At 61.4% G+C, this 26,998-nt stretch carries 24 protein-coding genes; 11 read left to right on the forward strand and 13 right to left on the reverse strand.

Annotation, left to right across the window (positions count from 1 at the left end; all coding sequences use genetic code 11):
• Positions 1 to 160: 160 nt before the first annotated feature.
• The 12 genes from serS to rpmH all read right to left on the reverse strand — a co-directional run bounded on the left by serS (position 161) and on the right by rpmH (position 13,244).
• Entirely contained in the window at positions 161 to 1,453 is a 1,293-nt protein-coding gene (gene serS, locus H8S23_RS12425; protein WP_186888674.1) for a serine--tRNA ligase, read from the reverse strand.
• The gene (locus tag H8S23_RS12430) at positions 1,453 to 2,319 is read right to left on the reverse strand and encodes a ParB/RepB/Spo0J family partition protein (RefSeq protein WP_186888675.1); all 867 of its coding nucleotides are present in this window, start codon (positions 2,317 to 2,319) and stop codon (positions 1,453 to 1,455) included. The genes serS and H8S23_RS12430 overlap by 1 nt, the downstream gene beginning before the upstream one ends.
• Positions 2,320 to 2,576: 257 nt before the next feature.
• Positions 2,577 to 3,350 carry an AAA family ATPase gene (locus H8S23_RS12435; RefSeq protein WP_186888676.1) on the reverse strand — a complete coding sequence of 258 codons (774 nt, stop codon included), beginning with the start codon at positions 3,348 to 3,350 and terminating at the stop codon, positions 2,577 to 2,579.
• Positions 3,351 to 4,205: 855 nt separating this feature from the next.
• Positions 4,206 to 5,012, reverse strand: a complete 807-nt coding sequence (locus tag H8S23_RS12440; protein WP_186888677.1) for a ParB/RepB/Spo0J family partition protein — start codon at positions 5,010 to 5,012, stop codon at positions 4,206 to 4,208.
• Positions 5,013 to 5,186: 174 nt separating this feature from the next.
• Entirely contained in the window at positions 5,187 to 5,891 is a 705-nt protein-coding gene (rsmG, locus tag H8S23_RS12445) for a 16S rRNA (guanine(527)-N(7))-methyltransferase RsmG (protein ID WP_186888678.1), read from the reverse strand.
• Positions 5,888 to 7,777 (reverse strand): tRNA uridine-5-carboxymethylaminomethyl(34) synthesis enzyme MnmG, encoded by a 1,890-nt coding sequence (gene mnmG / locus H8S23_RS12450; RefSeq protein ID WP_186888679.1) that lies wholly within the window; start codon positions 7,775 to 7,777, stop codon positions 5,888 to 5,890. Before mnmG ends, rsmG begins: the two co-directional genes overlap by 4 nt.
• A 146-nt stretch (positions 7,778 to 7,923) precedes the next feature.
• Positions 7,924 to 9,294, reverse strand: a complete 1,371-nt coding sequence (gene mnmE / locus H8S23_RS12455; RefSeq protein WP_186888680.1) for a tRNA uridine-5-carboxymethylaminomethyl(34) synthesis GTPase MnmE — start codon at positions 9,292 to 9,294, stop codon at positions 7,924 to 7,926.
• A gap of 803 nt (positions 9,295 to 10,097) precedes the next feature.
• Positions 10,098 to 11,117: an RNA-binding cell elongation regulator Jag/EloR gene (gene jag / locus H8S23_RS12460; RefSeq protein ID WP_186888681.1), complete on the reverse strand. Its 1,020-nt coding sequence runs from the start codon at positions 11,115 to 11,117 to the stop codon at positions 10,098 to 10,100.
• Between the two features lie 23 nt (positions 11,118 to 11,140).
• Positions 11,141 to 12,316, reverse strand: a complete 1,176-nt coding sequence (locus H8S23_RS12465; RefSeq protein ID WP_186888682.1) for a YidC/Oxa1 family membrane protein insertase — start codon at positions 12,314 to 12,316, stop codon at positions 11,141 to 11,143.
• A 63-nt stretch (positions 12,317 to 12,379) separates the two neighbouring features.
• Positions 12,380 to 12,640: a membrane protein insertion efficiency factor YidD gene (gene yidD, locus H8S23_RS12470; protein ID WP_186888683.1), complete on the reverse strand. Its 261-nt coding sequence runs from the start codon at positions 12,638 to 12,640 to the stop codon at positions 12,380 to 12,382.
• The gene (gene rnpA, locus H8S23_RS12475) at positions 12,637 to 12,972 is read right to left on the reverse strand and encodes a ribonuclease P protein component (RefSeq protein ID WP_186888684.1); all 336 of its coding nucleotides are present in this window, start codon (positions 12,970 to 12,972) and stop codon (positions 12,637 to 12,639) included. The genes yidD and rnpA overlap by 4 nt, the downstream gene beginning before the upstream one ends.
• Before the next feature lie 137 nt (positions 12,973 to 13,109).
• Complete coding sequence (gene rpmH / locus H8S23_RS12480; protein WP_186888685.1) at positions 13,110 to 13,244, reverse strand: 50S ribosomal protein L34; 135 nt, start codon at positions 13,242 to 13,244, stop codon at positions 13,110 to 13,112.
• Between the two features lie 621 nt (positions 13,245 to 13,865).
• Here rpmH and dnaA point away from each other — a divergent pair.
• The 8 genes from dnaA (at position 13,866) to H8S23_RS12520 (ending at position 23,686) form a co-directional block, all read left to right on the forward strand.
• Positions 13,866 to 15,161 carry a chromosomal replication initiator protein DnaA gene (gene dnaA / locus H8S23_RS12485; RefSeq protein ID WP_186888686.1) on the forward strand — a complete coding sequence of 432 codons (1,296 nt, stop codon included), beginning with the start codon at positions 13,866 to 13,868 and terminating at the stop codon, positions 15,159 to 15,161.
• Between the two features lie 343 nt (positions 15,162 to 15,504).
• Positions 15,505 to 16,638 carry a DNA polymerase III subunit beta gene (gene dnaN, locus H8S23_RS12490; protein ID WP_186888687.1) on the forward strand — a complete coding sequence of 378 codons (1,134 nt, stop codon included), beginning with the start codon at positions 15,505 to 15,507 and terminating at the stop codon, positions 16,636 to 16,638.
• A 10-nt stretch (positions 16,639 to 16,648) separates the two neighbouring features.
• Positions 16,649 to 16,867 carry an RNA-binding S4 domain-containing protein gene (locus H8S23_RS12495; RefSeq protein WP_186888688.1) on the forward strand — a complete coding sequence of 73 codons (219 nt, stop codon included), beginning with the start codon at positions 16,649 to 16,651 and terminating at the stop codon, positions 16,865 to 16,867.
• Positions 16,864 to 17,970, forward strand: coding sequence for a DNA replication/repair protein RecF (gene recF, locus H8S23_RS12500; RefSeq protein WP_186888689.1), 1,107 nt, complete (start codon positions 16,864 to 16,866; stop codon positions 17,968 to 17,970). The genes H8S23_RS12495 and recF overlap by 4 nt, the downstream gene beginning before the upstream one ends.
• Positions 17,971 to 18,069: 99 nt before the next feature.
• A complete protein-coding gene (remB, locus tag H8S23_RS12505; protein ID WP_186888690.1) occupies positions 18,070 to 18,336 on the forward strand; it encodes an extracellular matrix regulator RemB in 267 nt (88 codons plus the stop codon).
• A gap of 137 nt (positions 18,337 to 18,473) precedes the next feature.
• Complete coding sequence (gene gyrB / locus H8S23_RS12510) at positions 18,474 to 20,402, forward strand: DNA topoisomerase (ATP-hydrolyzing) subunit B (protein WP_186888691.1); 1,929 nt, start codon at positions 18,474 to 18,476, stop codon at positions 20,400 to 20,402.
• A 191-nt stretch (positions 20,403 to 20,593) separates the two neighbouring features.
• The gene (gene gyrA / locus H8S23_RS12515; RefSeq protein ID WP_186888692.1) at positions 20,594 to 23,119 is read left to right on the forward strand and encodes a DNA gyrase subunit A; all 2,526 of its coding nucleotides are present in this window, start codon (positions 20,594 to 20,596) and stop codon (positions 23,117 to 23,119) included.
• A gap of 99 nt (positions 23,120 to 23,218) precedes the next feature.
• A complete protein-coding gene (locus H8S23_RS12520; RefSeq protein ID WP_186888693.1) occupies positions 23,219 to 23,686 on the forward strand; it encodes a hypothetical protein in 468 nt (155 codons plus the stop codon).
• A gap of 490 nt (positions 23,687 to 24,176) precedes the next feature.
• Here H8S23_RS12520 and H8S23_RS12525 read toward each other — a convergent pair whose 3' ends face one another.
• On the reverse strand, positions 24,177 to 24,356 hold the full coding sequence (locus tag H8S23_RS12525) for a DUF1540 domain-containing protein (RefSeq protein WP_186888694.1): 180 nt from the start codon (positions 24,354 to 24,356) through the stop codon (positions 24,177 to 24,179).
• Between the two features lie 1,152 nt (positions 24,357 to 25,508).
• On the opposite strand from H8S23_RS12525, the gene H8S23_RS12530 reads away from it, so the two are divergent.
• The 3 genes from H8S23_RS12530 to H8S23_RS12540 all read left to right on the forward strand — a co-directional run bounded on the left by H8S23_RS12530 (position 25,509) and on the right by H8S23_RS12540 (position 26,510).
• Positions 25,509 to 25,754, forward strand: coding sequence for a hypothetical protein (locus H8S23_RS12530; RefSeq protein WP_186888695.1), 246 nt, complete (start codon positions 25,509 to 25,511; stop codon positions 25,752 to 25,754).
• A gap of 64 nt (positions 25,755 to 25,818) precedes the next feature.
• The gene (locus H8S23_RS12535) at positions 25,819 to 26,283 is read left to right on the forward strand and encodes a DUF2975 domain-containing protein (protein WP_186888696.1); all 465 of its coding nucleotides are present in this window, start codon (positions 25,819 to 25,821) and stop codon (positions 26,281 to 26,283) included.
• A gap of 14 nt (positions 26,284 to 26,297) precedes the next feature.
• A complete protein-coding gene (locus H8S23_RS12540) occupies positions 26,298 to 26,510 on the forward strand; it encodes a helix-turn-helix domain-containing protein (protein ID WP_186888697.1) in 213 nt (70 codons plus the stop codon).
• Positions 26,511 to 26,998: the final 488 nt, after the last annotated feature.

Raw genomic sequence — 26,998 nt, forward strand, 5'->3', positions numbered from 1 at the left:
AAGCCATCCTTGAATGGTGCATTTGATATTATATCGGATTCTGGGCGGCTTGTCAACCTTTTTTGGCGGTGCATCGCGGTTTTTTGTCCCTTTTAGTTTGCCCCTTTTTGCTGAAAAAACCGGACGGGAATTTTCCGTCCGGTTTTCCATGTTTTACCATTTATTTCTTCGGTTCCAGAACAGTTTTGCCTCCCATATACGGCTGCAGCACCGCGGGGATCTTCACGCTGCCGTCCGCCTGCAGATTGTTTTCCAGCAGGGCGATCAGCATGCGCGGCGGCGCCACGCAGGTATTGTTGAGGGTGTGGGCCAGATAGTTCTTGCCGTCCGCCCCCTTGACGCGGATGCGCAGCCTGCGCGCCTGGGCGTCCCCCAGGTTGGAGCAGCTGCAGACCTCGAAATATTTCTTCTGCCGGGGGCTCCAGGCCTCGATGTCGCAGCTTTTGACCTTCAGGTCCGCCAGGTCGCCGCTGCAGCACTCCAGCTGGCGCACCGGGATATCCAGGCTGCGGAACAGTTCCACGCTGTTTTTCCACAGTTTTTCATACCAGTCCATGCTCTCTTCGGGCTTGCAGACCACGATCATCTCCTGCTTTTCAAACTGATGGATGCGGTAGACGCCCCTTTCCTCGATGCCGTGGCTGCCCTTTTCCTTGCGGAAGCAGGGGCTGTAGCTGGTCAGCGTCTGGGGCAGCTGATCCTCCGGGATGATCTGGTCGACAAAACGGCCGATCATGGTGTGCTCGGAAGTACCGATGAGATACAGGTCCTCCCCCTCGATCTTGTACATCATGGCGTCCATCTCAGGAAAGCTCATTACCCCCTGTACCACCGAGCCGTGCATCATAAAGGGCGGGATCACATAGGTAAATCCCTTTTTGTCGATCATAAAATCGCGGGCATAGGCCAGTACCGCTTCGTGCAGGCGCGCGATATCCCCCATCAGATAATAAAAGCCGTTGCCCGCCACGCGGCGCGCGCTGTCCAGGTCAATGCCGTCAAAGCGCTCCATGATCTCGGTGTGGTAAGGGACCTCAAAATCCGGCACCGCGGGCTCGCCGAACCGCTGTACCTCCACATTATGGCTGTCGTCCGGGCCGATGGGCACGCTGGGGTCGATGATGTTGGGGATGTTCATCATGATGCCGCGCACTTTCTCGTCCAGCTCCGCCTCGCGGGCTTCCAGCTCTTTCAGCCGGTCCGCCTGCTGTGCCACCTGGGCTTTCACCTGCTCGGCTTCTTCGCGTTTGCCCTGGGCCATCAGGCCGCCGATGGTCTTGGACAGCCGGTTGCGCTCCGCGCGCAGCGCCTCCGCCTCGGTGATGGTCCTGCGGTTCTCCACATCCAGCGCGATGACCTCGTCCACCAACGGCAGCTTTTGGTCCTGAAATTTCTTTTTGATGTTTTCTTTGACGGCTTCGGGGTTCTCCCGCACAAATTTGATGTCCAGCATTATTTTCCGTTCTCCTTCTCATATTTTCCCAGCAGATTGGCAAACGCCTTCAGCTGCTCATCACTGTAAAAATGCACCTGCAGGGTGCCTTTTCCCTCTTTGTAGGTCACCCCTACCTCAGTGCCCAGCACCTCCTGCAGTGAGAGCTCCACCTCGCAGGGCAGGGCGGGACGCGGGCGGGCGCGGCGCTCCTTTTTTGGCCGGGCCATTTTTTTGCACAGCGCTTCGGCCTGGCGCACGTTCAAATTCTGGCTCACGATCAGTCTGGCCGCATCGGTGCGCGCTTCATCCCCTTCTACCGTCAGCACCGCCCGCGCGTGTCCGGCGCTGAGCGCGCCCTGCCGCAGCAGATGCAGCACTCCCTCCGGCAAGGCCAGCAGGCGCAGGGCATTGGCCACCGCGGGACGGCTTTTGGATACCTTTGCGGCCGCCTGCTCCTGTGTCAGGCTGCAGGTCTCGATCAGCTGCTGATAGCCGAAAGCCTCCTCCACCGGGTTCAGGTTTTCCCGCTGCAGGTTTTCGATCAGCGCCAGTTCCATCGCGTCCTCATCGCTGACCTCTTTGATGACCGCGGGTATCTCGGTGAGGCCCGCTTCCCTCGCCGCCCGCCAGCGGCGCTCCCCTGCAATGATCTGATATCCGCCCGCAGGGTTTGGCCGCACCGCGATCGGCTGCAGCACCCCGTGAAGCCGGATCGACTCCGCCAGTTCGGACAGGCTTTCAGGCTCAAAATGCTTGCGCGGTTGGTTTTTGTCCGGTTCTATCTCCGCAAGCGGCAGGCTGGTGGGTTTGCTCCCCTGCCCTGCCGCCGACTCGGCAAAAAGGGAATCCAGTCCCCTGCCGAGCCCTCCTTTTTTTGCCGCCATGGGCATCCTCCTTGTGTGGGCCGCGGACCGGCGGCCCGCGCGTCTTTTTTTGTATGGTGCGATCTTGTTTGCCTTTTTCTCAAAAGCCGCCGCCTGCTTTTTCGCCGGCCGTCTGCTGCGGCCGTCCGCGTCTTTTGGGACAGGATCACGTTTCTTTTGCAGCGCTGCCGCTGCAGCCGGGCCCTGCAGGCCCGCGCGCGGCGTCTGGTCCCGTTCTCACGGCTGCTCAGCCCGGGCTGTAAAAGGCCTTTTTCCGTTTATGCGTCGGCACCGCGGTTATTTGCCAATAATTCCATCGCCAGATCGCGATAGGCCGCCGCCCCCTTTGACGCGGGGTCGTAATAATTCACCGGCGCCCCGAAACTCGGCGCTTCCGACAGGCGCACATTGCGCGGCACCACCGTTTTATAGACCTTGTTGGGGAAATATTTTTTGACCTCCGCCACCACCTGCAGGGTCAGGTTCAGCCGCCCGTCATACATGGTGAGCAGCACGCCTTCGATCTCCAGATAGCGGTTGTACATGTTTTTGACCGTGCGCACCGTGCTCATCAGCTCGGACAATCCCTCCAGTGCAAAAAACTCGCACTGGATGGGCACCAAAACGGTGTCACAGGCGCAAAGCCCGTTCAGCGTGAGCAGATCCAGCGACGGGGGACAATCGATAAAGATAAAGTCATACTGTTTGGCCAGCGGCGCGATGCCCTCGCGCAGCCGTGATTCCCTGCGGTCCAGCGCCACCAGCTCGATCCCCGCGCCGGACAGCTGGATGTTGGAGGGGATCAGGTCCACTTTATATTTGGTATGAAGCACGCATTCCTGCGGCTCCCCCTCCCCGATCAGCAGCTGATAAACGCTGTTTTTTACACTGCGCTTGGCGACGCCATACCCGCTGGTGCTGTTGCCCTGCGGGTCCAGGTCTACCAGCAGCACCCGTTTGCCTGCCGCAGCCACCGCCGAGGCGAGATTGACCGCCGTCGTGGTCTTGCCGACCCCGCCTTTTTGGTTTGCAATGGCAATGACTTTACTCACTCATATCAACTCCTGTGCTGTTTATTATAGCACAGGAGTTGATGCAGGAAAACCCATTTCAGCCAATGTTTCCGTTTTCTTCTCTTCAACAACGTGTTTCACGTGAAACAGGCTGCTTTTAGAATGTCCTGTTTTTGGATATCGCAATCTTTTTTTATTTGGAGACCGCAAAATTTTTTTGAGGTCATCGCGGCCGGCCGTTTGCAGAGAGAAGCGGCACTCCTAAACAATAAAACAGAGAATAGATACTATGACTGCCGCGCGCTGAAAAGGGTCTGTCTCCCAGGGTGTCTCTCCTTTTTCTGCCATGTTCCTACCCTGTTGCTGCAGTGTCTCTCACCCCGTCTTGCCCTTACGCTGCCTTATCTCCACCCTATCCCTGTTCTTCCCCTCTCCGGCCCTATCCTTGTCTCGCCCTATCTTGTCCCGCCCTGTCCTTGCCCTGCCCTGTTGTTGCTTTATTCCTGCTTTGCTCTGCGTTTTCCAGCGTTGACGGCCCTGAGACTGATAAACAGCATCTTGTACTGGCTCACTTCACAATAAAGCCGCAGTCCTTTGCGTGGGGGCTGCCGTCAAACTCCCCTCTGCGGTCCGCTCCGGACACAAGATGCAGAGCCTTTTCTCTCCTGCCCGGAAAAACTTTTACGCGAAATTCCCTCTAGGCTTCCCATCTGGTCTTTCGCTTTTGCCTGTCCGCTCTCCCCTCTTGTTCTCATGGCGTTGATCTCTCTCCCGCCGCCTTTTCCTCTGCTTCCACCCAAAAGTTTCACGTGAAACTTTTTCCAGAAGGCCCCCCTCTATAGAAAAAGCGGCAGAGAAAAATTTCTCTGCCGCCTTTTCTGCAAACAATATATTTTAGTGAAGAGTTGCCTTATTTGTTGGGATCCGCACCACGTACTGGATATAGTCCCCTGTTTCGCTGCGCTCCATGCTGGCCGGTATCCCGGAGCTTTTCATCATATCCACCGCCCGGTTGACCGTGTTGACAAAAATGCGCACATCCCGCACCATGCCGCGGCGCTTGGGTTTGGAGCGTTTTTCTTTTCCTATCCGCTCCACCAGGCGCTCGGTCTCGCTCACAGTCAGTTTTTCGGCGCGGATCTTTTCCACGGCTTCCAACTGCTGGGCGCAGGTCTCCAGCCGCAGCAGCGCCCGCACATGGCGTTCTGTGAGTTCCGCTTCTTCCGCAGCCCGGCGCACCTCCGGCGCCACCGCCAGCAGCCGCAGCTTATTTGCCAGCGCGCTTTGTGAAAGGCCCAGGCGCTTGGCCCCGTCGGTCTGGGTACAGTTCCAAAGAGTAAGCAGCTGGCGCAGCGCCTCCGCCTCTTCAAAGGGGCCCAGCTGCTGGCGCTGGAGGTTTTCTTCCAGCGAGAGCACCGCTGCTTGTCCATCCTCATAGTCCGTCAGGATGGCGGGCACCTTCTCCATGCCGAGCATCCGCGCAGCCCGCACCCGCCGCTCGCCTGCCACCAGGGCATATCGGTTTTTGCCCAACTGCTGCAGGGTCACCGGCTGCAGCATGCCATTTTCCCGGATACTGGCCGCCAACGCCTGCATCTCCCGCGGGTCAAACCGGCGGCGCGCCTGCCAGGGGGACGGCTCGATCTGCTCCAGCGGCACCAGCACCACCTGCCCCGTCACCTGCAATCTGGATAAAAACATGGCTTGTCCCGCCCTTTCTCCCCGGCCGTCGGTTTTGCCTTTCACCCTCCCGGCCCGGGCCAAAAAAATCCTGTAACCGCCCCGAAGCTTTCGCTTTCCGGGAACAGTTACAGGATAACACAAAAGAATCTTAATTTCCATATATTTCCATTTACATGCTTCGACACCCCGCCGTCATTTCAGCGGGGATTTTGCGATTTTACCGCCGTTTCTGGGATATACCGTCGGGGTTTGCGATATTTTTTTAATGACGATGATGCCCCTTTCGTCACCAGCGGGCAGAGAGAAACGCCGCAGCTCCACCACCTGGCCGCCCAGTTTCTGGATCGCGGGCCGCGCCTCCTCCAGCTCTTCGGCGGCGGACTCCGCCTTCATGGCCAGAAAATATCCTCCCACCTTTACCAGCGGCAGACAATATTCCGACAGCTTGTCAAGGCGCGCCACCGCGCGGGCGGTGGCGGTGTCAAAGGTCTCCCGCCACTGCTTCCGAGCCGCCTCTTCGGCGCGCTCTTTCAAAAACTCCGCCTCCACGCCCAGCTGCCCACAGGCCCAGCGCAAAAAATCCAGCCGCTTGCCGGTGGGCTCCAGCAGCGTCAGCTGCAGCCCAGGGCAATAGATCTTTGCCACCACCCCGGGAAAGCCCGCCCCGGTGCCCACGTCCACCAGACGGCCCTGCACCTCCGGCTGGGCCGCCAGCAGCAGGGAATCGATAAAATGCTTTTCCTCGATCCCCTCCGCGTCGGTGATCGCGGTCAGGTTGACCTTTTCATTGTATTCCACCAGCAATGCGGCGTACCGATCCAGCAGGGCGGCCTGCGCTTCCGTCACAGGCACTTTGCAGCCGGCGGCCTTTGCGGCAAAACGTTTTGTGTCGATCATGATCTTTTCCCCTTTCCGTCCCGGGCGCGGCGGGCTGCCAGTTCCACCGAAAGCACCGCGATATCCGAGGGGCTGACCCCCGGGATGCGGGCCGCCTGACCCAGATTTTTCGGACGCACCTTTGACAGCTTCTCCCGCGCTTCCAGACGGATGCCCTCTATGGGCCCGTAGTCCAGCTCCGGCGGGATCTTCACCTTTTCCTGCCGGGCCAGCGCTTCGATCTTCTGCTGCTGGCGGCGGATATAGCCCTCATACTTGACTTCCGTCTCGATCTGGGCAGCCACGCGGCCGCCTACCCCCTCGCCCGGGCCGATGACCTGGACAAGCGCCGCATAGCTCACCGCCGGACGGCGCAGCAGTTCCAGCGCCGTTGCCCCGGTGACCAGTGCCGGCTCTCCCAACTGTTCCAGCATGGGGGCCGCCTCTGACGGGCGCAGAACCCTGCCGGCCAGCCGCTTGAGCTCCTGCTGTTTGACGGCCTGATCCCTCTGAAAGCTGGTCCAGCGCGCGTCGTCCACCAGGCCCAGCTCCCGTCCCAGCGGGGTGAGCCGCTCGTCCGCATTGTCCTGGCGCAGCGTGAGCCGGTACTCGCTGCGGCTGGTCATCATGCGGTAGGGGTCCAGCACCCCCTTGGTCACCAGATCGTCGATCAGCGTGCCGATATAGCTGGACTGCCGCTCCAGGATCACCGGCTCCTTTCCCTGCACGGTGCGGGCCGCGTTGATCCCCGCCACCAGCCCCTGGGCGGCGGCTTCCTCATACCCTGAGGTACCGTTGAACTGCCCGGCGCCGAACAGGCCGGGGATCCGTTTGAAAGCCAGCGAGGCATCCAGTTCCAGCGGGTCGCAGCAGTCGTACTCGATCGCATAGGCGGGCCGCATGATCTCCAGCTGCTCCAGCCCGCGGATGGTATGGTAAAAGGCGTTCTGCACCTCTTCGGGCAGAGAACTGCTCATGCCCTGCAGGTACATCTCGTCGGTGTCCTCGCCGCAGGGCTCGATAAAGATCTGGTGGCGGGGCTTGTCCCGGAAACGCATCACCTTGTCCTCAATGCTGGGGCAGTAGCGGGGCCCCACGCCCTCGATCTTGCCGCCGTAAAGGGGAGAGCGGCCGATATTGTCCAAAATGATGCGGTGGGTCTGCTCGTTGGTATAGGTGATATGGCAGACCACCTTATTGCGCAGATCGCCCCGGGTCATAAAGCTGAACGGCTCTACCGGCTCGTCTCCCGGCTGCACCTCCAGCGCGGAAAAATCAATGCTGCGGCGGTTGGCCCGGGCCGGGGTGCCGGTTTTGAACCGGCGCAGGCTCACCCCCAGCGCCCGCAGGCTGTCCGACAGTCCCAGCGCCGCGTGCTGGCCGTCCGGCCCGCTCTCGTAGCTGGCCTCCCCCACATAGATCTTTCCCGCCAGATAGGTGCCGGTGGCAAGGATCACTGCGCCGGCGCGATAGCCCGCGCACAGGCGGGTCTCCACGCCGGTGACCCTGCCGTCCTCGCTGAGCAGCCGCACCACCTCCCCCTGCTTGAGCTCCAGGTTCTGGGTGCGCTCCAACAGGCGTTTCATATACTCGTGATAGCGCTGGCGGTCGCTCTGCACCCGCAGCGAGTGCACGGCCGGCCCCTTGCCCCGGTTGAGCATGCGGCTCTGCAGAAAAGTGGCGTCGGCCGCCAGCCCCATCACCCCCCCCAGCGCGTCGATCTCCCGCACCAGATGCCCCTTTGCCGTGCCGCCGATCGAGGGGTTGCAGGGCATATTGCCGACGCCGTCCAAACTCATGGTGAACAGGGCCGTGCGGCAGCCCAGTCTGGCGGCCGCCACCGCGGCCTCAATGCCCGCGTGCCCGGCGCCCACCACGATCACGTCATAGCTTCCCAGCAGATCCATTCTCTTTCTCTCCCTTTTCCCCTGTCTTTCAGGCCCTCATCGCCGCGGACCGCCGCAGCCGCAGGGCGGCGCTTGTTTGCCCGGGCCGCAGCCGCGCACAGCCGCCAGAAGCGGGCTGTCCGACCAGATCTTTCAACCTCTCGGGTCTACTTGCCCACGCAGAATTTTGAGAACACCTCGTCGATCACCGCATCCGACGCATTTTCCCCGGTCAGCTCGTAAAGGGCGTCCAGCGCGTCGTCCACACAGACCGACACCGCGTCCAGCGCAAACCCCGCCTCGGCCGCGTCCAGCGCGTCGTCCAGCGCCTGCTTTGCCCGGGCCGCGGCCGCGCGCTGGCGCTCGTTTGCAAGCAGGGCCGCGTCCGGGTCCGGCTTTTCCGCTGCGATCAGGTCCAAAATGGCCCCGCGCAGCGCGTCGGAAAAGCCCTCTTCCCGGGCGCTGATCCGCACCAGGCGCTTGAAACAGTCCTCCACCCCGGCCGCATCGGCCCGCGGGGGGAGATCCGCCTTATTGAACACCGCGATCGCCAGCCGTCCCCGGCAGCGGGCGGCGAGAGCCAGATCATCCGGCGAGAGCGGCTGAGAAGCGTCAAAGACCGCCAGGATGAGATTGGCTTCCTCCATCTTCCGGTTGCTGCGGCGGATGCCCTCCGCCTCCACCGGGTCGTCCGTCTCCCGCAGGCCGGCCGTATCGGCCAGCAGCAGGGTGGTGCCCCCCAGCGAGACATCCTCTTCCACCACGTCGCGGGTGGTGCCCGCAATGGGGGTGACGATGGCCTTTTCATAGCCGCTCATCAGGTTGAGCAGCGTGCTTTTGCCCACGTTGGGGCTGCCCACGATGGCCGTGCGCACCCCGCGCCGCAGGATGCTGCCTCCCTCGTATCCATCCAACAGCTCTTTCAGATCTTTGCGGGCGGTCTCCAGCGCCTGCCGCAGCCGTTCGGCTGAAAGCTCCTCCACGTCCTCTTCGGGATAGTCGGTATAAGCGGCGATATGTCCCGCCAGAGCGGTAAGGATACCTGTCACCTGCTGGATGCGCCGGTACAGCGCCCCCTCCATGGCCGCTGCGGCAGCCCTGGCCCCATCCGCCCCGGTGGCCTCGATCATCTCCATCACCGCTTCGGCCTGGGTCAGAGAGATCCGCCCGTTGAGAAAAGCCCTGCGGGTAAACTCCCCGGCGGCCGCGGGGGCCGCTCCCGCCTCATAACAGGCGGCCAGAAGTTCCCGCACCACCGCCTCTCCGCCATGTACCGAAAGCTCCACCACGTCCTCGCCGGTGTAGCTTTTCGGCGCGCGGAAACAGAGCGCCACCGCCTCGTCCATGCGGCGTCCCCGCCGCTCAAAAAAGCCGTAAAGCGCGGTATAGCCCTTTGCATCCTCCAGCCTGCGGCCGGCCCGCGCCGGCCGAAAGACCTCCTGCGCCACCCGGTAGGCCGACGGCCCGGAAATGCGCACGCAGGAAATGCCCGCCTGCCCCGGCGCGGTGGCGATAGCGGCGATGGTCGACTGCTGCATGATCCTGTCTCTCCTCTCTCTGTTTTCAACCGCACGGTGCGGCGGATGTGGAAAACTTTTCTGCCGCGCAAACGGGTACCAGCGGCGGCCAGCGGGGTGACCGGGCGTTTCCCGTCCCGGACCCCGTGTCTCCGGGACAGGGCTGCAAAAGCAGTTCCTCCGGGGCGGACGCGGGCAGAACCCGGAAATTCTCTCACGCTGGCTGCGCACCGAGGTCTCTCTGTCTTGTTCCGCGCCGCACTTTCGGCGCACAGGGCCGCTTACCGGCGCGCACAGGCCCGGGGGCGGCGGCAGCTCCCAAACAGGGCCTGCTAAAATCCGCGTCCCTGCAGAGAGCGCAAAACAAAACGCGCTGCATGTGCCGCTTCTCACCGCCCCCGCCGGCAAGGGATGCTGCCGGGCCAGCCAAAAACCAGCGGGGTGACCGGGCGTTTCCCGCCCCCGAGTCCTCTTTCCTCCGCGGTAAGGCTGCAAAAGCAGCTCCTCCGGGGCGGACGCGGGCAGAACTCTGAGCATTCTCCCACGCTTATTCCGCACTGGGGCCCCCCCGCGCTTTTTTCCCGCCCTGTGCTCTGCAGCCCCGGGCGGGCAAGCCCCTGCGCTTTGGAACACGATACTATGGAACCCCTCCGGGCAGTCCTCAGCGGAGCGCCCCGGCCCCAATGCCGCTGCCCGCGGAGATCCCTTTGCGCCTTTGCCGGGGCGGGTCCCTCTGCGGCCGGGACAGTCTCAAAACAAAACGGGCGCCGGTACGCCCCGCGCCCGCGGGGACGATCCCGGACCGCCCGTTTTTGCTCTTCAGTTTACAGCTCGATCTTGCCGTACAGCGGCAGATCGAATCCCTCGTCCAGCGAGGAGGGCGCGCGCTCCGGCACCACGGGCGCATCCCCGGTGGGCTGGGGACGCGGGGGACGCTCGCGCGGTTCGCGGCGCGGGCCGCGGTCACGATCCCGGCCGCCCTTGCGGGGGCCGCCTTTTCCGCCGCCGCCGCGGCCGTAACGGTCCCCGCGCGGCGCGCGGGGCTTGTCCGGCAGGGCGTTGGGGCCGGTGGAGCGCACCACCACGCGGCGGTCGGCCCCCTCCCCTGTGGATTCGCTGGACAGCTCTTCCATCTCGCTGATGGCGGAATGGATGATCCTGCGCTCATAGGGGTTCATCGGCTCAAACATATGGCTGCGCCCGGTCTTCTGCACCTTGGCGCCCACGCGGCGGGCCAGCGCGTCCAGATCTTTTTCCCGCTTGCCGCGGTACCCGGCCACGTCCAGGCCAAACTTTTCATAGTCCCCGCCCGCGCGGTTGCCGGCAAGGCCCATCAGATAGCTCAGCGCTTCCATGGTCTCTCCGCGGCGGCCGATCAGGGCCCCTACGTTGGGACCATCCACCCGCAGGATGACCGCGCCATTCACCCGCACCGGCTCCACAGTGAAGTCCTCCACGCCCATCTGGGCGGCGACCGCTTTGAAATAAGCGACGGTGGCGTCTACCTTTTCACCGGCCGCTGGCTCTTCAGCGGGCTTTTCCTCCGCCTTTTCCGCCGCAGGGGCGGCGGGTGAGGTCTTTGCGGAGGCATCGGGCTGCGCTTTTTTCTCCTCCTGCGGGGCGGGCTTTTCCGCTGCGGGCTCCGGCTGCTGCTCCGCGGCGGCCGGGGCCTCTTCCTCGCTGCCATAGGTGACCTTTACTTTGGCAGGGGTGGACGAAAACAGGCGCCGGGTGGGCATCTCCAATACCTCGACGCTCACCTCGTCCCGGCTCAGCCCCAGCTGTGCGCAGGCTTTGTCGATCGCCTGATCCACGGTTTTTGCAGTTACGATCAATTCACTCATTGCCGTTTGCTCCTCTCCCGCGTTTATTCCTCGTCTTTGTGCAGTTTTTCGCTCTCTGCTTTCTCTTCCGCCAGCAGGCGCTCGGTCTGCTCCTCAGAATTCGCAGAGACCTTCTCCGGCTCCTGCTTCCCGCTCTTCTTTTTCTTCTTCTGTCCCTGCTCTGCCTCCAGGGCCGCCCGCTCTTCCTCTGTCAGCGGCTCGGTGCGCTCATCGGCATACCGCTCGGCGTCGATCTCCCGCGCGCGCTGCAGGCGGATGCTGGCCAGTTCGGACTCGGTGACCTCTTTTTTGATCTCCGCGCCGTCGTCGGTCTTGACGGTGACCTTCTTTTTGGCTTTCTTCGCCTTTCTCTTCTCTTCGATCTCGGCGGCAAGCTGCGCTTTCATCTTTTCGGGGTCATAGATCTTTTTGGCGATCAGGCTTTCGACGACCATCAGGATGTTGGAGACGGTATAGTAAAGGCTGAAGCCCACGGGCACGGTAAAGCCGACAAAGATGAACATGGCGCTCATGAGCCAGGGCATCCATTTCATGCTGCCCTGCATCTCCTGGCCGCTGGTCTTCTGGATGATGATCTGGCTGGCGACCATCGTCACCACCGACAGGACCGGGAAGATCAGGGTCATCCAGCCCGCAAGGCTGATGGTGGGCATGGCGGCCAGGTTCAGGTTGCCCCAGAACACATTGAAGCCCTGCACCGCGGACAGCGAGTCGCCCAGCGCGCTCATGACCGCGGAATTGCCCGTGACGACGGCGCTGATGATGCCGCTCTGCTGGGCATAGCCCGCGGCGATGGACCCCGCGTCGGCGGCGGCGGTGATGACCTCAGCGGGGATGTGCAGGATATAGGTCAGCGGGCGGTAAACGACCTCGATGATGCCGAAGATGACCACAAAGTTCAGCAGCATCGGCAGACAGCCGGCCGTGGGGGAATAGCCATATTCCTCCTGCAGCTTCATCAGCTCTTCCTGCTGCTTGTTTTTGTCCTTGGCATACTTTTTCTGGATCTCAAGGATCATCGGCTGATAGGCCGACATCCTGGCGGTCGATTTCTGCTGTTTGATGCGCAGGGGGAACATCAGCACCCGCAGCACGATGGTGAACAGCACCAGCGACAGGCCGTAGTCGCTGACAAGGAACTTGTAGATGAACTCCATGACGTACCCGAGCGGTCCGCCCAAAAATCCTAAAAACGACATAGTGACATCCTAACTGCCGCCTGCGGCGGCCTGATATTTTTGCCTCCTGGAGGGTCGCCCCTCTCAGCGGGGTTTTTTGAGATCGCGTTCGTCGCTGCGCCAGCGTCCCCTGGGGGGCACCGGGTCGTAGCCATAGCGGCCCAGCGGGTTGCAGCGCAAAATGCGCCACAGGCTGAGCAGCCCGCCTTTCAGCACGCCGTGGGTCTGGATGGCCTGCATGGCGTATTCGCTGCAGGTGGGCAAAAACCGGCAATTGTTGCCCAGTGCCGGGGAGATATACTTTTTGTAGCCGCGCAGCAGCGCCAGCAATGCCCGGCGGATCATCGGGACAGCAGGCCCGCCGCCGTCAGATGGGCGCGCATGGCCTTTTCCACCTTCTGCATCTTGACGCGGGTGGTGGCGGTGCGGGCCACAAAGACCAGGTCCACGCTCTGCTCCTCGTTCAGCCCCATGGCGTAATAGGCCTCGCGGATCACACGCCGCGCGCGCACCCTCTGCACCGCGCCGCCGATCTTTTTGCTGGTGGTGATGCCAAGACGCACCCCGCCGCGCTTGCGGCGCAGCACATAAGTGACGAGAAACGGGCTCACATAAGACTTTCCCCTGCGGTAGGCGCGGGAAAATTCCGTATTGCGGACGATGGATTCATAGCGCACGGTCTCTCCCCCCTCTGCCGCGTGTTCCGGCTGCGGCGCGCCCCGCGCATTCCCCCATGTAAGAGGAAAAGGCCACCTGCTGCGGCGGCCCTTTGAAAAAGCGGGATGAGGCGGGCGGCCGCCGATCCCCTATGCGGTCAAACGGCGAGCTTGGCGCGGCCCTTGCTGCGGCGCGCGGCGATGACCTTGCGTCCGCTTTTGGACTTCATGCGGCTGAGAAAGCCGTGCTCACGGGTGCGCTGACGCTTTTTGGGCTGAAAGGTTCTCTTCATTTTTATTTCCTCCATTTTAAGGTCTGCCCTGGCGGGCGTTATTTGTACGCCGAACAAAGGGCGTTACATCGCTTTGAGGCCGCGTATTCGAACTGCCGCTGAAAACGCACAGCCTTGCAACTTAAAAGTATAGCGTAAAGTTCTCGGCCATGTCAATAGTTTTTTCCAAGGTTCTGCGCCGCTGAAAGGCGCCTTTTTGCCTTTTGAGGCTTAGACCGTCCATTTTTTGGCAATGAATAAAGGACCCTCCTGCCAAACGCCTCTCTATAATGAATTTTCTTATATATTACTATATATAAATAGCCCGCTGGGTGTTGTACGGGCGTGTTTTTTATGGTATAATTGCTGCAAACATAACGGCCGCTATGGTGAAAAATCACCGAATACCGGCGGCCGCGGGCCTTGCCCGCCGCTCGGCGGCGGAAAACGGCCGAAAACCGGTTTTTAAGTTTTTGCAGGGGTGCGCCGCTGCTGTTTCCTCTCCCGGCGCGGGATTACTTAAAGACCTGTTTTTTTTTGTTTCATCCGGCCTGTTTCCCGGCGCCGCCGCGGACCGGGCCGGCCGCATCGCCCCCTTTCCCCGGGAAACAATCTGATTTATTGGGAGTGTGTCGTACAGTTATGGATTCTTTTGACGAGGTCTTTGCAGCCGTCAAAGACTACTGCAGGGAGCGGGTGGTGGAAGCCACCTACAATCTCTTTATCGACGGGCTGGAGCCGGTCTCCTTTGAAAACGGGACGGTCACCATCCTGGTGCGCAGCGATTTTATCAAGGGCATGATACAGGAGCGGTACGCCGATCTGCTGGGCGAGGCTTTCACCTCCATCCTCGGGTTTGGGGTAGAGCTGAAATTTCAGGTGCCGGAATCCGTCAAGCTGGAAGTGCAGGCCCCGGTCTCCACGGGCAGCTATGCGTTCACGTTTGAGAATTTTATCGTGGGCAGCACCAACAAGTTCGCCCACGCCGCCGCACAGGCGGTCGCGGCAAACCCCTCCGGCGCCTATAACCCGCTGGTGATCTACGGGGACTCCGGTCTGGGCAAGACCCACCTGCTCAACGCCATCCGGCTGGAGATCGCCAAAAACCACCCGGAGTTCAACATCGTCATGGTGGACGGCGAAGCGTTCACCAACGAGATCATCAGCGCCATCCAGACCAACTCCACCTCGGACTTCCACCAGAAATACCGGGCGGCCGACGTGCTGCTGGTGGACGACATCCAGTTCATCGCCGGCAAAGAGTCCACACAGGAGGAATTTTTCCACACCTTCAACACGCTGTACAACGCCGGCAAGCAGATCGTGCTGGCCACCGACCGGCCGCCCAAGGAGATCAAGAGCCTTGAGGACCGCATCCGCACCCGGATGGAGTGGGGCCTGATCGCGGATATCCAACCGCCGGATTTTGAGACGCGGGTCGCCATCATCCGCCGCAAGGCGGACCTTTTGGGCCTGGATATCTCGGACGATGTGGCCGAGTTCATCGCCAACCACCTGAAAAACAACATCCGCCAGCTGGAGGGCGCGGTAAAAAAGCTGAACGCCTACCGTCTGCTGGAGGGCATCCAGCCGGTGATCGGCGTGGCGCAGAACGCCATCAAAGACATTCTCAACGAAAACCAGCCCGTGCCGGTCACCATCGAAAAGATCGTCAGCGAGGTCGCGCGCACCTATAACATCACCCCGGTGGACATCCGCAGCCGCAAGCGCAGCAGCAATATCTCCTCGGCCCGCAAAACGGCCATGTATGTGGTGCACGAGATCACCGGCATGACGATGCAGGAGATCGGCAAAGAGTTCGGCGGCCGCGACCACTCCACCGTGGTCTATTCCATCTCGGAGGTGGAAAAAAAGATCGACGCCGACCCCCGGTTCCGCGAGATCGTGGAGGACATCGTCAAAAACGCGAGGGTCTGAAAAAAACGGGCCAGCCCGGCGCACTTTTTTCTGAACTTTTCCCCCGCTGCCCGCCCAAAAAGCGCCTCTCTTTTTTCCACATCTCTTTCCACATTCCACATCGTTTTTTCAACATCCCCTTTTGGAAACCGCCCAAATGTGGAAAACCACAAGTTGTCCACATTTTGCCCAACAAGATCCAAAGCCCGTTTTTTTCGGGCGCTTCAATGCATCGCGCATTTTTTTCCACAAATTCACAGCCCCTATTACTGCTACTATTTTTAAAGCTCAATAAGAGAGCTTTTTTGAAAAAAACACGATCACAGCAGCCGGACGGCTGCAAAGACAGATTGGGAGGACCCGTATGAAATTTGAATGCGAAAAAAGCAGTCTTGCCGAGGCCATTGCCGGCGTCTCCCGCGCGGTCACGATGCGCAGCAGCGTGCCGGCGCTGGAAGGGATCCTGTTCAAGGCGGAGGGCAACACCCTCACCCTGACCGGCTACGACCTGGAAATGGGCATCACCACCAAGATCGACGCCCGCATCCGGGACGAGGGGGCCGTGGTGCTCAGCGCCAAACTGGTGGGCGACATGGTGCGCCGCCTGCCCGCCGAGCTGGTGGAGATCGAGTGCAGCGAAAATCTGGTCACCACGGTAAAGGGCGGCATCACCGAATACAACATCACCGGCATCTCGGCCGCCGACTACCCCGAGCTTCCCGCCGTGGCGTTCCAGCAGGGCGGCGAAGAGAACAAAAACGGCGTGACGCCGGCCATCGCCATGGACGGTCCCATCCTGAAAGAAATGATCGAGACCACCATCTACGCGGTCTCTCAGGACGACAAAAAACCGGCCAACAACGGCGAAAAGTTCGTGCTGGAAAGCGATAAGCTGACCCTGGTGGCCCTGGACGGCTTCCGCCTTGCCATCTGCGAGCGCCCGGTCACCGCGGGGCGCGAGGTCTCTATCGTCATTCCCGCAAAAACGCTCAATGAGGTCGCCCGGCTGATCGGGGATTCAGACGAAGCCGTGGCCATCAGCGCCAGCAAGCGGTATGTGGTCTTTACGCTGGGCGGCTACACCGTCATCAGCCGCCTGCTGGACGACGCTTTCCTGGATTATAAAAAGACCATCAACCCGAGCCATCTCACCCGCGTGGTGGTCGGCGTCAAAGAATTTTCCGACGCCATCGAGCGCGCCAGCCTCATCATCACCGAGCGGCTGAAAAACCCGCTGCGGATCACCTTTGACGAAAACCTCACCGTCCGCTGCCAGACCGAACTGGGCAAGGTGATGGATTCCATCCCCTGCGAATTCGAGGGCGAAAAGATGGAAGTCGGCTTCAATAACCGCTATCTGCTGGACGCGCTGCGCAATTCCGGCAGCGACAAGGTGGCGTTCGAGCTCAACGGCCCTCTTTCCCCGGTCAAGGTCCTGCCGGTGGAGGGCGACGATTTTATCTTTCTGGTCATGCCGGTAAGGTTCAAAAACGATTGAGGTGACGGGAATGACGCAGGAAACGGTCCCCATCAAAACAGAGTTCATCAAACTCGATTCCCTTTTGAAATTTGCAAATATCCTGTCCACCGGCGGCGAGGCGAAGATGGCCATCCAGCAGGGCGCCGTGCAGGTCAACGGGGAGGTCTGCACCCAGCGGGGCAAAAAACTGCGCCCCGGCGACCGGGTGCGCATCGAGGATTTTGAACTGCAGGTCGTGCAGGCGTGATCTTAAAAGAGCACGCGGTGCGCGATTACCGCAACATCGAAGCCGCCTCGTTCCGGCCCGGCCCGCAGCTCACCGTCATCTGCGGCAAAAACGGACAGGGAAAGACCAATCTGCTGGAGAGCATCTGGCTGCTGTCCGGGGCCAAAAGCTTTCGCGGGGGCAAGGACGCGCAGCTGGTGCGGCGCGGACTTCCCTTTGCGGTGGTCGAGTCGAGGGCGCTGAGCGACGGCGGCGAAGAAAAGGCCTACCGCCTGGTGATCGGCGGCGAGGGCTGCGCCGAGGCCGGGGTGCGGCCCGGGCGCAGTGCGCAGCTGGACGGGGTGGATCTTGGGCGGGCCACCAATCTGGCGGGCAATTTTTATGCGGTGGTCTTTGCGCCCACCCACCTCAGCCTGGTCAAGGGCAGCCCCGAGGGGCGGCGCCGGTTTGTGGACGCAGCCCTCTGCCAGCTCTATCCCGGCTATATCGCGGTTTACCGGCGCTATATCCGGGCGCTGGCCCAGAAAAACGCCCTGCTGCGGGACGCGCGGCGCTTTGAGGGGCTGGAAGAACTGCTGGACACCTTCGACGCGGCGCTGGCGGAGGCCGGCGGGGAGATGATCCGCCGCCGCCGGGATTATCTTGAAAGCCTGTTTGCCATCGCGTCCGAGACCTACGACAGCCTGTCGGCCGGCAGCGAGAACTGCTCGTTTTTCTACGAGCCCAGCGCTGCGGATGGGGGCGACCTGCTGCAGCGCATCCGCGCCGCCCGCCCGGCGGACCTGCGGGCGGGGTGCTGTACGGTGGGCCCCCACCGGGAGGATGTGGGCATCCGCATCGGCGGCGAGGACGCGCGCGCGTTCGGCAGCCAGGGGCAGCAGCGCAGCGCGGCCCTTTCGCTGAAGCTCGCCGAGGCGCGGCAGATCGCCCTGGTCACCGGCAGCGAGCCGGTGATGCTGCTGGACGACGTCTTGTCCGAGCTGGACGGCGCGCGGCGGGAATTTCTGCTGGGCCGCATCGAGGGGCGGCAGGTGCTGCTCACCAGCTGCGACGCGGCGGCTTTTCACGACACGCCGGGCGCCATCTGGGAGATGGAGGGCGGCAGGCTGCGGCAGGTGCAGTGAGAGCGGGATAAAATACCCGGCAGGGGCAAAAAAACGGCTTTTTTTGGCAACACTAGCTGCAGAGGGCGGCCGCGGCCGGCCCTGAAAAAGGAGCGAGCGATGTATCTTCATCTGGGCACCGACACCATCATCCGCACCAAGGATATCCTGGGCATCTTCGATCTGGACACCTCCACGATCTCCAAGCGCACGCGGGACACCCTGCGCCGCGCCGAGCTGGAAGGACGGGTGATCAATGTGTCCAGCGAGCTGCCGAAAAGCTTTATCGTCATGGCCGGCAGGCGGCCCACCATCTACATCTCTCAGATCTCGGCCTCGACCCTGAAAAAAAGGTCCGGCTATATCGACGACATCAAAAATATCTGAGCGCGCCGCGGCGGGGAGAGCCTTTCCCCGCGGCGGCCCTCGCCCGGATTCTCATATAGGCTTACATGACGCGCGGCTGTCCCGCCGGGAGATCTCCCGGCAGGCCGCCCGCCGAAACGGGAGGAAAGCAGAAAGTTATGGCAGAGAACGAAAACAGGATCGAGCACGAGTACGGCGGTTCGCAGATCGAGGTGCTGGAGGGGCTTGACCCGGTGCGCAAGCGCCCGGGCATGTATATCGGCTCCACCGGGCCCCGCGGCCTGCACCATCTGGTCTACGAGATCGTGGACAACGCCATCGACGAGGCGCTGGCAGGGTACTGCAACCACATCGAGGTCACCATCAAAAAAGAAAATATCATCGAGGTGGTGGACAACGGCCGCGGCATCCCCGTGGATATCCAGCCCAAGCTGGGCATCCCGGCGGTGACCGTCGTCTACACGGTGCTGCACGCGGGCGGAAAATTCGGCGGGGACAATTCGGGCTATAAAGTGGCGGGCGGCCTGCACGGCGTCGGCGGCAGCGTGGTCAACGCCCTGTCCGAGTGGCTCACCGTGCGGGTGCGCCGGGATGGGAAAGAGTACGAGCAGACGTTCCATCGCGGCGTGGCGCAGGCCCCCCTCAAGGTGATCGGCGAGACCGGCACCACCGGCACCACCGTCATCTTCAAGCCGGACCCCGAAATGTTTGAGGAACTGGTCTTTAACTACGACACCCTGCTCACCCGCCTGCGGGAGGAGGCTTTCCTCAACGCGGGGGTGCGCATCACCATCACTGACGAGCGCGGCGACGAGCCGGTGCGGGAGAGCATGTGCTATGAAGGCGGCATCCGCAGTTTCGTCGAACACATCCACCGCCGCCGCCAGCTGGAGGTGCTGCATCCCGAGGTCATCTATCTCAGGGGCCAGCAGGACGACATCATCGCCGAGGTGGCGCTGCAGTACAACAGCAGCTATAACGAGCTGATCCTGTCCTTTGCCAACAACGTCAACACGCCGGACGGCGGCACCCACGAAGAGGGGTTCAAAAGCGCGATCACCCGCGTGTTCAACGATTTCGGCCGCGAAAAGGGATATCTGAAAGACAAGGATGAAAACCTTTCCGGCAGCGACGTGCGCGAGGGCCTGACCGCGGTCATCAGCGTCAAGCTCACCGAGGCGCAGTTTGAGGGCCAGACCAAGGCAAAGCTGGGCAACACCGAGGTGCGCGGCCTGCTGTCCAGTATCGTGTACGACAAGCTGAAAGAATTTTTTGAGGAAAATCCCGGCGTCGCCAAGGCGGTCTTTGAAAAGGCCACCCAGGCTGCCCGCGCCCGCGAGGCGGCAAAGCGCGCCCGTGAGCTGGTGCGCCGCAAATCTGCCCTGGAGACCAGCCGCATGCCCGGCAAGCTGGCCGACTGCCGTGAAAAAGACCCCTCCAAAACAGAGATCTATATCGTGGAGGGCGATTCCGCCGGCGGCAGCGCCAAGATGGGGCGCGACTCCAATATCCAGGCCATCCTGCCGCTGTGGGGCAAGATGCTCAACGTGGAAAAGGCCCGTCTGGACAAGGTCTACGGCAATGAAAAGATGATGCCGGTGGTCACGGCGCTGGGCTGCGGCATCGGGGAGGATTTCGATTTGTCCCGGCTGCGCTACCACAAAGTATTCATCATGGCCGATGCCGACGTGGACGGCTCGCATATCTGCACGCTGATGCTCACCTTCTTTTTCCGCTTCATGCGCCCGCTGATCGAGGGCGGCCACGTGTATATCGCCCAGCCGCCGCTGTTCAAGCTGGCCAAGGGGCAGCAGGTGAGATACGCCTATAACGAGGCGGAGATGTCTCAGCTGTCGGCGCAGATGGGACAGGGCGTCAAGGTCAGCCGCTACAAGGGCCTGGGCGAGATGAACCCCGAACAGCTGTGGGAGACCACCATGAACCCGGAGAACCGGGTAATCGTGCAGATCTCCATCGAGGACGCCGAGCGCGCCGACGAGACCTTTACCATCCTGATGGGAGACAAGGTGGGCCCGCGCCGCGAGTTCATCGAGAAAAACGCCCAATATGCGACGCTGGACGTTTAAGAGCAATGAAAAATAGAGCGTGAAGAACCACGGCGTGCCGCCGCGCGTCCCGCGGAAAACGGCTTTTTGCAGAGAGCGCAGAACCGGCCGCCTGCCCTGCGGGCGGGACAGCCGAAAGGTGACGCCCGGCATACCAGTCTTTTGTTTCTGATTTTTCATTCTTATTTTTCACTGAAAAAAGGAAGGCAGCTATGATAGAGAACTCGATTACCGAAGGGACCAAGCTGATCGTGCGCGACATCAAGGAGGAGATGGAGTCCGCTTTCATCGACTACTCGATGTCGGTCATCACGGCCCGCGCCCTGCCCGACGTGCGGGACGGCCTCAAGCCGGTGCACCGGCGCATCCTGTATGTGATGCACGAGCGCGGCAACGACCCCTCTCACCCCTATCGCAAATCCGCCGATACGGTCGGCGCGGTGCTGGGCGCTTATCACCCCCACGGCGACGCCTCGGTCTATGACGCCATGGTGCGCCTGGCGCAGGATTTTTCTCTGCGCTATCCGCTGGTGGACGGCCAGGGCAACTTTGGTTCGGTGGACGGAGACCCCCCTGCGGCCTATCGTTATACCGAGGCCCGCATGAGCAGGATGGCGGTCGACCTGATGACCGACATCGAAAAAGAGACCGTGGACTTTGTCCCCAACTTTGACGAGTCCAAAATGGAGCCCTCGGTGCTGCCCAGCCGCATCCCCAACCTGCTGGTCAACGGCTCCACCGGCATCGCGGTGGGCATGGCCACCAACATCCCGCCCCACAATCTGCGGGAGGTCATCGACGGCGTCATCTGCCTGATCGACGACCCGGAGGCCGAACTTCCCCAGCTGATGGAGCATATCAAGGGCCCCGACTTCCCCACCGGCGGCATCATCATGGGGCGCAGCGGCATCCGCGCGGCCTATGCCACCGGCCGCGGCAAGATCACGCTGCGGGGCCGCGCCGAGATCGAAGAAAAAAAGAACGGCCGTTTTCAGATCATCATCACCGAGATCCCCTACATGGTCAACAAGGCCCGCATGATCGAGCACATCGCCGATCTTGTCAAGGACAAGCGCATCGAGGGGATCAGCGACCTGAACGACGAGTCCAACCGCGAGGGGATGCGGGTGGTGGTGGAGCTGAAAAAGGACGCCAACCCGCAGGTGGTGCTCAACCAGCTCTACAGCTTCACCCAGCTGCAGGACACCGTGGGCGTCATCATGCTGGCGCTGGACAGCGGCGTGCCCAAGGTGATGAACCTGAAGACCATGCTGCAGCGCTATATCGAGTTTCAGGACGAGGTCATCCGCCGCAGGACCCAGTTTGACCTGCGCAAGGCCGAGGACCGCGCCCATATCCTGGAGGGCCTCAAGCGGGCCACCGACATCGTGGACGAGATCATCGCCGCGATCCGCGCCTGCAAGGGCGGCAAGGCGGAAGCGAAAGCCGCCATCATGGAAAAATTTGAATTTGACGACCCGCAGGCCACCGCCATCGTCAACTTCCAGCTGGGGCAGCTGGCCGGTCTGGAGATATTGAAGATCGAAAACGAATTGAGCGAGCTGCAGGCCAGGATCAACAACTGGAAAGAGATCCTCGCCGACGACGCCAAGGTGCTGGCCATCGTCAAGGAAGAACTGCTGGCCATGCGCCAGAAATACGGCGACGACCGCCGCACCGAGATCGCCGCCGTCTCCGGCGAAGTGGATATCGAAGATCTGATCCCTGTCGAGGACTGCGTCTATCTGCTCACCCATTACGGCTATGTCAAGCGCCAGCCCACCGGCGTCTACCACAGCCAGCGGCGCGGCGGGCGCGGCATCACCGGCCTCACCCGGCGGGACGAGGATTTTGTGGAGGAACTGTTCATCGGTTCCACCCACGACTATATCCTGTTTGTCACCGACCAGGGCCGGGTCTACCGCATCAAGGGATATGAGATCCCGGAGGGCAGCCGCACCGCCAAGGGTGTCAACATCGTCAATCTGCTGCCCCTGGCGCCGGAGGAAAAGGTGCAGACCATGCTGAAAGTCTCCGCCGAGAGCGACGAGGGCTATCTTGTCATGGTCACCAAAAACGGCGTCATCAAGCGCACCCCGCTGGCAAGCTACCGCAACATCCGCAAAAGCGGGCTGATCGCCATTTCAATGGACGAGGGCGACAGCCTTGCCTGGACCCGCATCACCAGCGGCAGCGATGAGCTGATCGTGGCCACCCACAATGGGATGGCGATCCGTTTCACCGAAGAGGATGTGCGGGTCGTGGGCCGCGTGGCGCGCGGCGTCAAGGCCATCACGCTGGACCAGGGAGACTATGTCGTGGGCATGGCCACCATCCGCGAGGGCGGCGAGCTGCTCACCGTCACCGAGCAGGGCCTGGGCCGCCGCACCCCCATCGGCGAATACCGCCTGCAGTACCGCGGCGGCAAGGGCATCCGGAACTACGGCGGCAAGGGCGGCGCGGTCGCCGGCGTCAAGGTCGTCGACCCGCAGGACGACATCATCCTCATCTCTCTCGAGGGCATCATCATCCGCATGCATGTGGAGGATATCAACGTGCAGAGCCGGTATGCCGGCGGTGTGCGCGTGATGCGGCTGGGCGAAAACGACCGGGTGGTCACCGTGGCCCGCACCCCGCGGGAGGACGAGGACCCGGACGACGGCGAAGAACTGCCGGAGGCGCTTTCGGCGGAAGGATCGTCCGATGGGGACGCCGCTGAGCAGAGCAGCGGCGATTGAGCCCGCCTTTTCACACATTCTTAACATGCACGGCTTATAATGAACTCTGTGATCCATCGCCGGGAAGCCCGGACAAAAAAATAAGGGAGCAACAATTTCATGAAAGTTAAAACCAACCGTTTGATCGCCTCCGGGCTGTTCAGCATTCTTTTCATCGGCGAGCTGTACCTCATCCTCTCGGTCATCAACCAGTTCGGCACCACCAATGTGGCGATCGGCCATCTGCTGGTGATCGGCGGCGTGCTGTTGCTGCCGGTGTTTGCGGTGCTCATCGCAAACCCCTGTTTCGAGCATCGGGCGGTCAAAAGCGCGGTGCTGTACAGCGGTGTGCTGTACGCCTGCGCCTGCGCGCTGCTGTTCAGCTCCGGCTCCATGCTGTACGCCACCGGCCTGCAGTCTGAGACGCAGACTGTCGGTTATTATGTCGTCGCCGCCAAGGTGGTGCTGGTCGTCGTGGCGCTGGTGATCGCCGCCTTTGAGCCCAAGGGAGTGGAGATGCTGAACGACTGCGCCGAGGAGACCGCCGCTGAGATCAGCGACGATGAAGCGGGAAAAATGGGCCTGTAAAAAACCGGGATATCGATAAAAAACCTCCGGCAGCGCTGAAAGCTGCCGGAGGTTTTTGCATGCAGAAAACGGCCCGCTGCACATTGCTCCCCGCGGGGCAATTGCCGGTTTTCGGCGAGGAGAGGTATGCACCGCCGGGTGCGGGCACAAAAGCCGCGTTTTCCCGCCCGGGCACAAAAAAGGGGTGAAAGGCGGGGCCAGGGCGCGCGGGGCAAAAAGATGTGGGCTGCGGCGCGGAGAACCGCGCCCCCCGCACCGCCTTTCCCGCCAAAACAGCCGCCTGCTGTCCCCGGGGAAGCATTGTTTTTTGCACTTCCCCCCGCGCACTCGGGATCCCCGCGCCGGGTCCCCAAAAAATTGCCGCGCCGTCGGTTTTGCGGGTTTTGCCGGTTTGGATACCCTGACCCGGGCCGCAATGCAGGAAGATCAGACAAAAGACCGGCCCCGGGCTGTCGCTTTCGCCCCGGGGCCGGTCTTTTGTCTGAAATGCTCAGTACTCGTTTTTGGCGCGGAAAGAAGCGCACTCGGTGCACTGCTTGTCGGTGGCCTTATCGGTGTTGCAGCAGCAGACCTCGATGGAATCCAGCGCGCAGCAGGGCTCGCAGTCGCAGTGGTTGGCGCACTCGTTGATGGTGCAGCGGATGCAGTGATTGGCATGATTTTTGTCCATGTTCAGTTCCTCCTGAAAGTGAGATCCGTTTTTGATGGGTTTCAGCAAAAATTTATTTTAAGAGCCCTGTTCCCCGCTGCGGTGCGGCGGCCGGAACAGATGGCCGAAAAGATCAGCCATGCGGCCCTCTCCGGACCGCGGCCTTAAAACCAAAAAGCGCGCCGAGACGTCTCTCTGCCGGCCGGACAACTTTTGCCCCGGGCCGGTCAGATCCCGCGTTTGATCTTAGTATGTCCCCGCACCCCCGGCGCTATTCCCGCAGGGAAGAATATCTGAAAAAATGCCGCCTGGCGCGGCGGGTAAGGTGCGGGGCCTAAAATCCCAGTCTACCTGCTATGGAAAATCACCGCAGGTGGGAAAAAGTGCCGTGGCTAGAGAAGCCCAAGATTTAAAACTGCGATTTGCCTGTTGTAGGGAGACACCGCAGATGGAAAAATGCTTCCACGGAAAAGGTTTTGGGTCTAAAAGCCGCGGTCCGCCCGCCAGGAGGAGGTGTCGCAGAGGAAAAAAGCGCCGTAGCGGGCGAAATGCAACATCTAAAACTGTGATCCGTCTGCCAAGGGAGACGCCGCAGGGGAAAAAATACTGTGCCGGAAGGGCGCTGCAGCGGAAGAGATGCGCGGTCTAAAAACCGCGGTCTGCCAGCCAGGAGAGCGCCGCAGAGGGAAAAAAGCTCCAGCGCAGAAGAGGCCGGCACCCTCCAAAAATACAGCAAAAGCCCGGCCAGGCGGAACTTTTTAACCCCTTTTCCCTCTTTGGGCCCTTGCGGCGCGGTGGTGCAGCGCCTCCCCACAGGCAAAATGAAAGTACGCACCCACCCCTTTTTGCCCCACACGCCGCTTTTTCCCGCGCGCGCCCGCAGCGGCGCAGTTTTTGACGATCGTCTCTGCAACATCTCTCCTGGAGTTTCCACTCGGGGAAATTTTATTTTATTTCCAATTTTTCTCTTTCCGCCTGAAACGTGCGGATAATTTTTCTAGGGCAAGGCAAAATGACCCCTTGTGCAGCCGCCGCAACCGAAGCAAAGAGTGCGACTTTTCAAACTAAAAATTTGAATAATAATAAAAAAATATCGAAAAACAATAAAAAATACTTGCTTTTCAATATCACATATGATATACTCAGCCACAGAAAGGGAAGGAGGCGTCCGGGATGCAGAGATGGGCGGCAGTTTTGTGTCTGTGCCTGTTGATGCCGGTCATGGTCTGTTTGCGGGCCGGCGGGCAAGAGGACGCGCCGCCCCAGCGGACCGAATGGCGTCGCGGGGTGCAGCGGGACGCGTGCAACACGGTCTGCTGCACCGCCGCGGTCCCCGATGGGGCGCTGGTGTCCGTTCTTCTGGTGGAGGGACGTCCCGCGGTGATCCGCGTTTCCGTCCCCAGGCAGGACGGTCCCTGAGGCCACCGTTCCCGCTCTTTTGCCGGCCGGGGCCGGAGATCTCATCCAAGGAGGAAATAGTACTATGTGGAACAAAAACCGCTCTCTGCTGCTCTCCCGCATCGCGGTGGGGATCTTTCTGGGGCTGCTGATCCTTGCGGCGGCGGCCGCGCCCACCCTCACCAAGCTGTTTCTCGATTTCAGCCGCGCCCCGATGGAGGGCATGAGCCGCCAGCAGGCGCTGCTCTGCTTTCTCATCACGGAATACGCCTCCGTGTTCCCCGCCGGGGCGCTGCTCTGGAACCTGCACCGTCTGCTGCAGCGCATCGGCAAAGCGCAGGTCTTTGTGCCCGCCAACGAGTCCGCGCTGCGTCTCATCAGCTGGTGCTGCATCGCCGAGGCAGCCATCTGCCTGGTAAGCGCCGCGTATTATATCCCTTTCCTGCTTGTGTCGGTGGCGGCGGGGTTCATGGCGCTGATCGTGCGGGTGATCAAAAATGTTTTCGCCGAGGCGATCGCGCTCAAGGCTGAAAACGACTATACCATTTAAGGGGGCCGGGAGCTATGCCGATCATTGTCAACCTGGACGTCATGATGGCCCGCCGCAAGATCTCGGCCGGGGAACTGGCCGAGCGGGTGGGCATCACGCCGGCCAACCTTTCCATCCTCAAGAACAACAAGGCGCGGGCGGTGCGGTTTTCCACATTGGAGGCTCTCTGCCGCGAGCTGGACTGTCAGCCCGCCGATCTGCTGGAATATCGAGAAGAAGATCTCTGAAGCGGCGCGGCCCCTGCAGCGGCGGGGCAGCTGTCCTGCAGTCCGCAGTCATTCTGTAACCTGTGGGAGTTTTATTGGCTGCAAGCATCCCATAGTCTGCGGCTCTTCTGATGCTCACGGACACTCTGCTGATCGCAGGCATCTTACTGCCCACGAAACATCATTGTCCAAAAGAATCCCGTGGTCTGCAGTTGTCCCATTACCCGCGGCTGTCCCGCTGTCCGCAGGTGCACTTATTGTTCATCAGCATCCTGCAGTTTCACCCCGTTTATCCGCGGCTCTCCGCTGCCGCAGCTATCCTGTTGTCTGCAGTCATTCCGTAACCTGTGGGAGCTTCATTGATGCAGGCGTCCCGTGGCCTGCGGTCATCCGCTGCCCACAGGTGCTCCGTTCCCCGCAGTTATCCTGCAGCCCACAGGCATCCTTGCTGCCCGCGGCCATGCCAGTGTCCGTCAGCACCCTGCAGTTTGCAGCTGCCCCATTACCCG

This window comes from Anaerofilum hominis, from assembly GCF_014287275.1.
Classification (GTDB): Bacteria; Bacillota; Clostridia; order Oscillospirales; family Ruminococcaceae; genus Pygmaiobacter; species Pygmaiobacter hominis.

What these genes read in the sequence shown, in the direction of transcription:
- serS (WP_186888674.1), bottom strand. Translation starts at nt 1,453, where the DNA reads ATGCTGGACATCAAATTTGTGCGGGAGAACCCCGAAGCCGTCAAAGAA.
- H8S23_RS12430 (WP_186888675.1), bottom strand. Translation starts at nt 2,319, where the DNA reads ATGGCGGCAAAAAAAGGAGGGCTCGGCAGGGGACTGGATTCCCTTTTT.
- H8S23_RS12440 (WP_186888677.1), bottom strand. Translation starts at nt 5,012, where the DNA reads ATGTTTTTATCCAGATTGCAGGTGACGGGGCAGGTGGTGCTGGTGCCG.
- rsmG (WP_186888678.1), bottom strand. Translation starts at nt 5,891, where the DNA reads ATGATCGACACAAAACGTTTTGCCGCAAAGGCCGCCGGCTGCAAAGTG.
- mnmG (WP_186888679.1), bottom strand. Translation starts at nt 7,777, where the DNA reads ATGGATCTGCTGGGAAGCTATGACGTGATCGTGGTGGGCGCCGGGCAC.
- mnmE (WP_186888680.1), bottom strand. Translation starts at nt 9,294, where the DNA reads ATGCAGCAGTCGACCATCGCCGCTATCGCCACCGCGCCGGGGCAGGCG.
- jag (WP_186888681.1), bottom strand. Translation starts at nt 11,117, where the DNA reads ATGAGTGAATTGATCGTAACTGCAAAAACCGTGGATCAGGCGATCGAC.
- H8S23_RS12465 (WP_186888682.1), bottom strand. Translation starts at nt 12,316, where the DNA reads ATGTCGTTTTTAGGATTTTTGGGCGGACCGCTCGGGTACGTCATGGAG.
- yidD (WP_186888683.1), bottom strand. Translation starts at nt 12,640, where the DNA reads ATGATCCGCCGGGCATTGCTGGCGCTGCTGCGCGGCTACAAAAAGTAT.
- rpmH (WP_186888685.1), bottom strand. Translation starts at nt 13,244, where the DNA reads ATGAAGAGAACCTTTCAGCCCAAAAAGCGTCAGCGCACCCGTGAGCAC.
- dnaA (WP_186888686.1), top strand. Translation starts at nt 13,866, where the DNA reads ATGGATTCTTTTGACGAGGTCTTTGCAGCCGTCAAAGACTACTGCAGG.
- dnaN (WP_186888687.1), top strand. Translation starts at nt 15,505, where the DNA reads ATGAAATTTGAATGCGAAAAAAGCAGTCTTGCCGAGGCCATTGCCGGC.
- H8S23_RS12495 (WP_186888688.1), top strand. Translation starts at nt 16,649, where the DNA reads ATGACGCAGGAAACGGTCCCCATCAAAACAGAGTTCATCAAACTCGAT.
- remB (WP_186888690.1), top strand. Translation starts at nt 18,070, where the DNA reads ATGTATCTTCATCTGGGCACCGACACCATCATCCGCACCAAGGATATC.
- gyrB (WP_186888691.1), top strand. Translation starts at nt 18,474, where the DNA reads ATGGCAGAGAACGAAAACAGGATCGAGCACGAGTACGGCGGTTCGCAG.
- gyrA (WP_186888692.1), top strand. Translation starts at nt 20,594, where the DNA reads ATGATAGAGAACTCGATTACCGAAGGGACCAAGCTGATCGTGCGCGAC.
- H8S23_RS12520 (WP_186888693.1), top strand. Translation starts at nt 23,219, where the DNA reads ATGAAAGTTAAAACCAACCGTTTGATCGCCTCCGGGCTGTTCAGCATT.
- H8S23_RS12525 (WP_186888694.1), bottom strand. Translation starts at nt 24,356, where the DNA reads ATGGACAAAAATCATGCCAATCACTGCATCCGCTGCACCATCAACGAG.
- H8S23_RS12530 (WP_186888695.1), top strand. Translation starts at nt 25,509, where the DNA reads ATGCAGAGATGGGCGGCAGTTTTGTGTCTGTGCCTGTTGATGCCGGTC.
- H8S23_RS12535 (WP_186888696.1), top strand. Translation starts at nt 25,819, where the DNA reads ATGTGGAACAAAAACCGCTCTCTGCTGCTCTCCCGCATCGCGGTGGGG.
- H8S23_RS12540 (WP_186888697.1), top strand. Translation starts at nt 26,298, where the DNA reads ATGCCGATCATTGTCAACCTGGACGTCATGATGGCCCGCCGCAAGATC.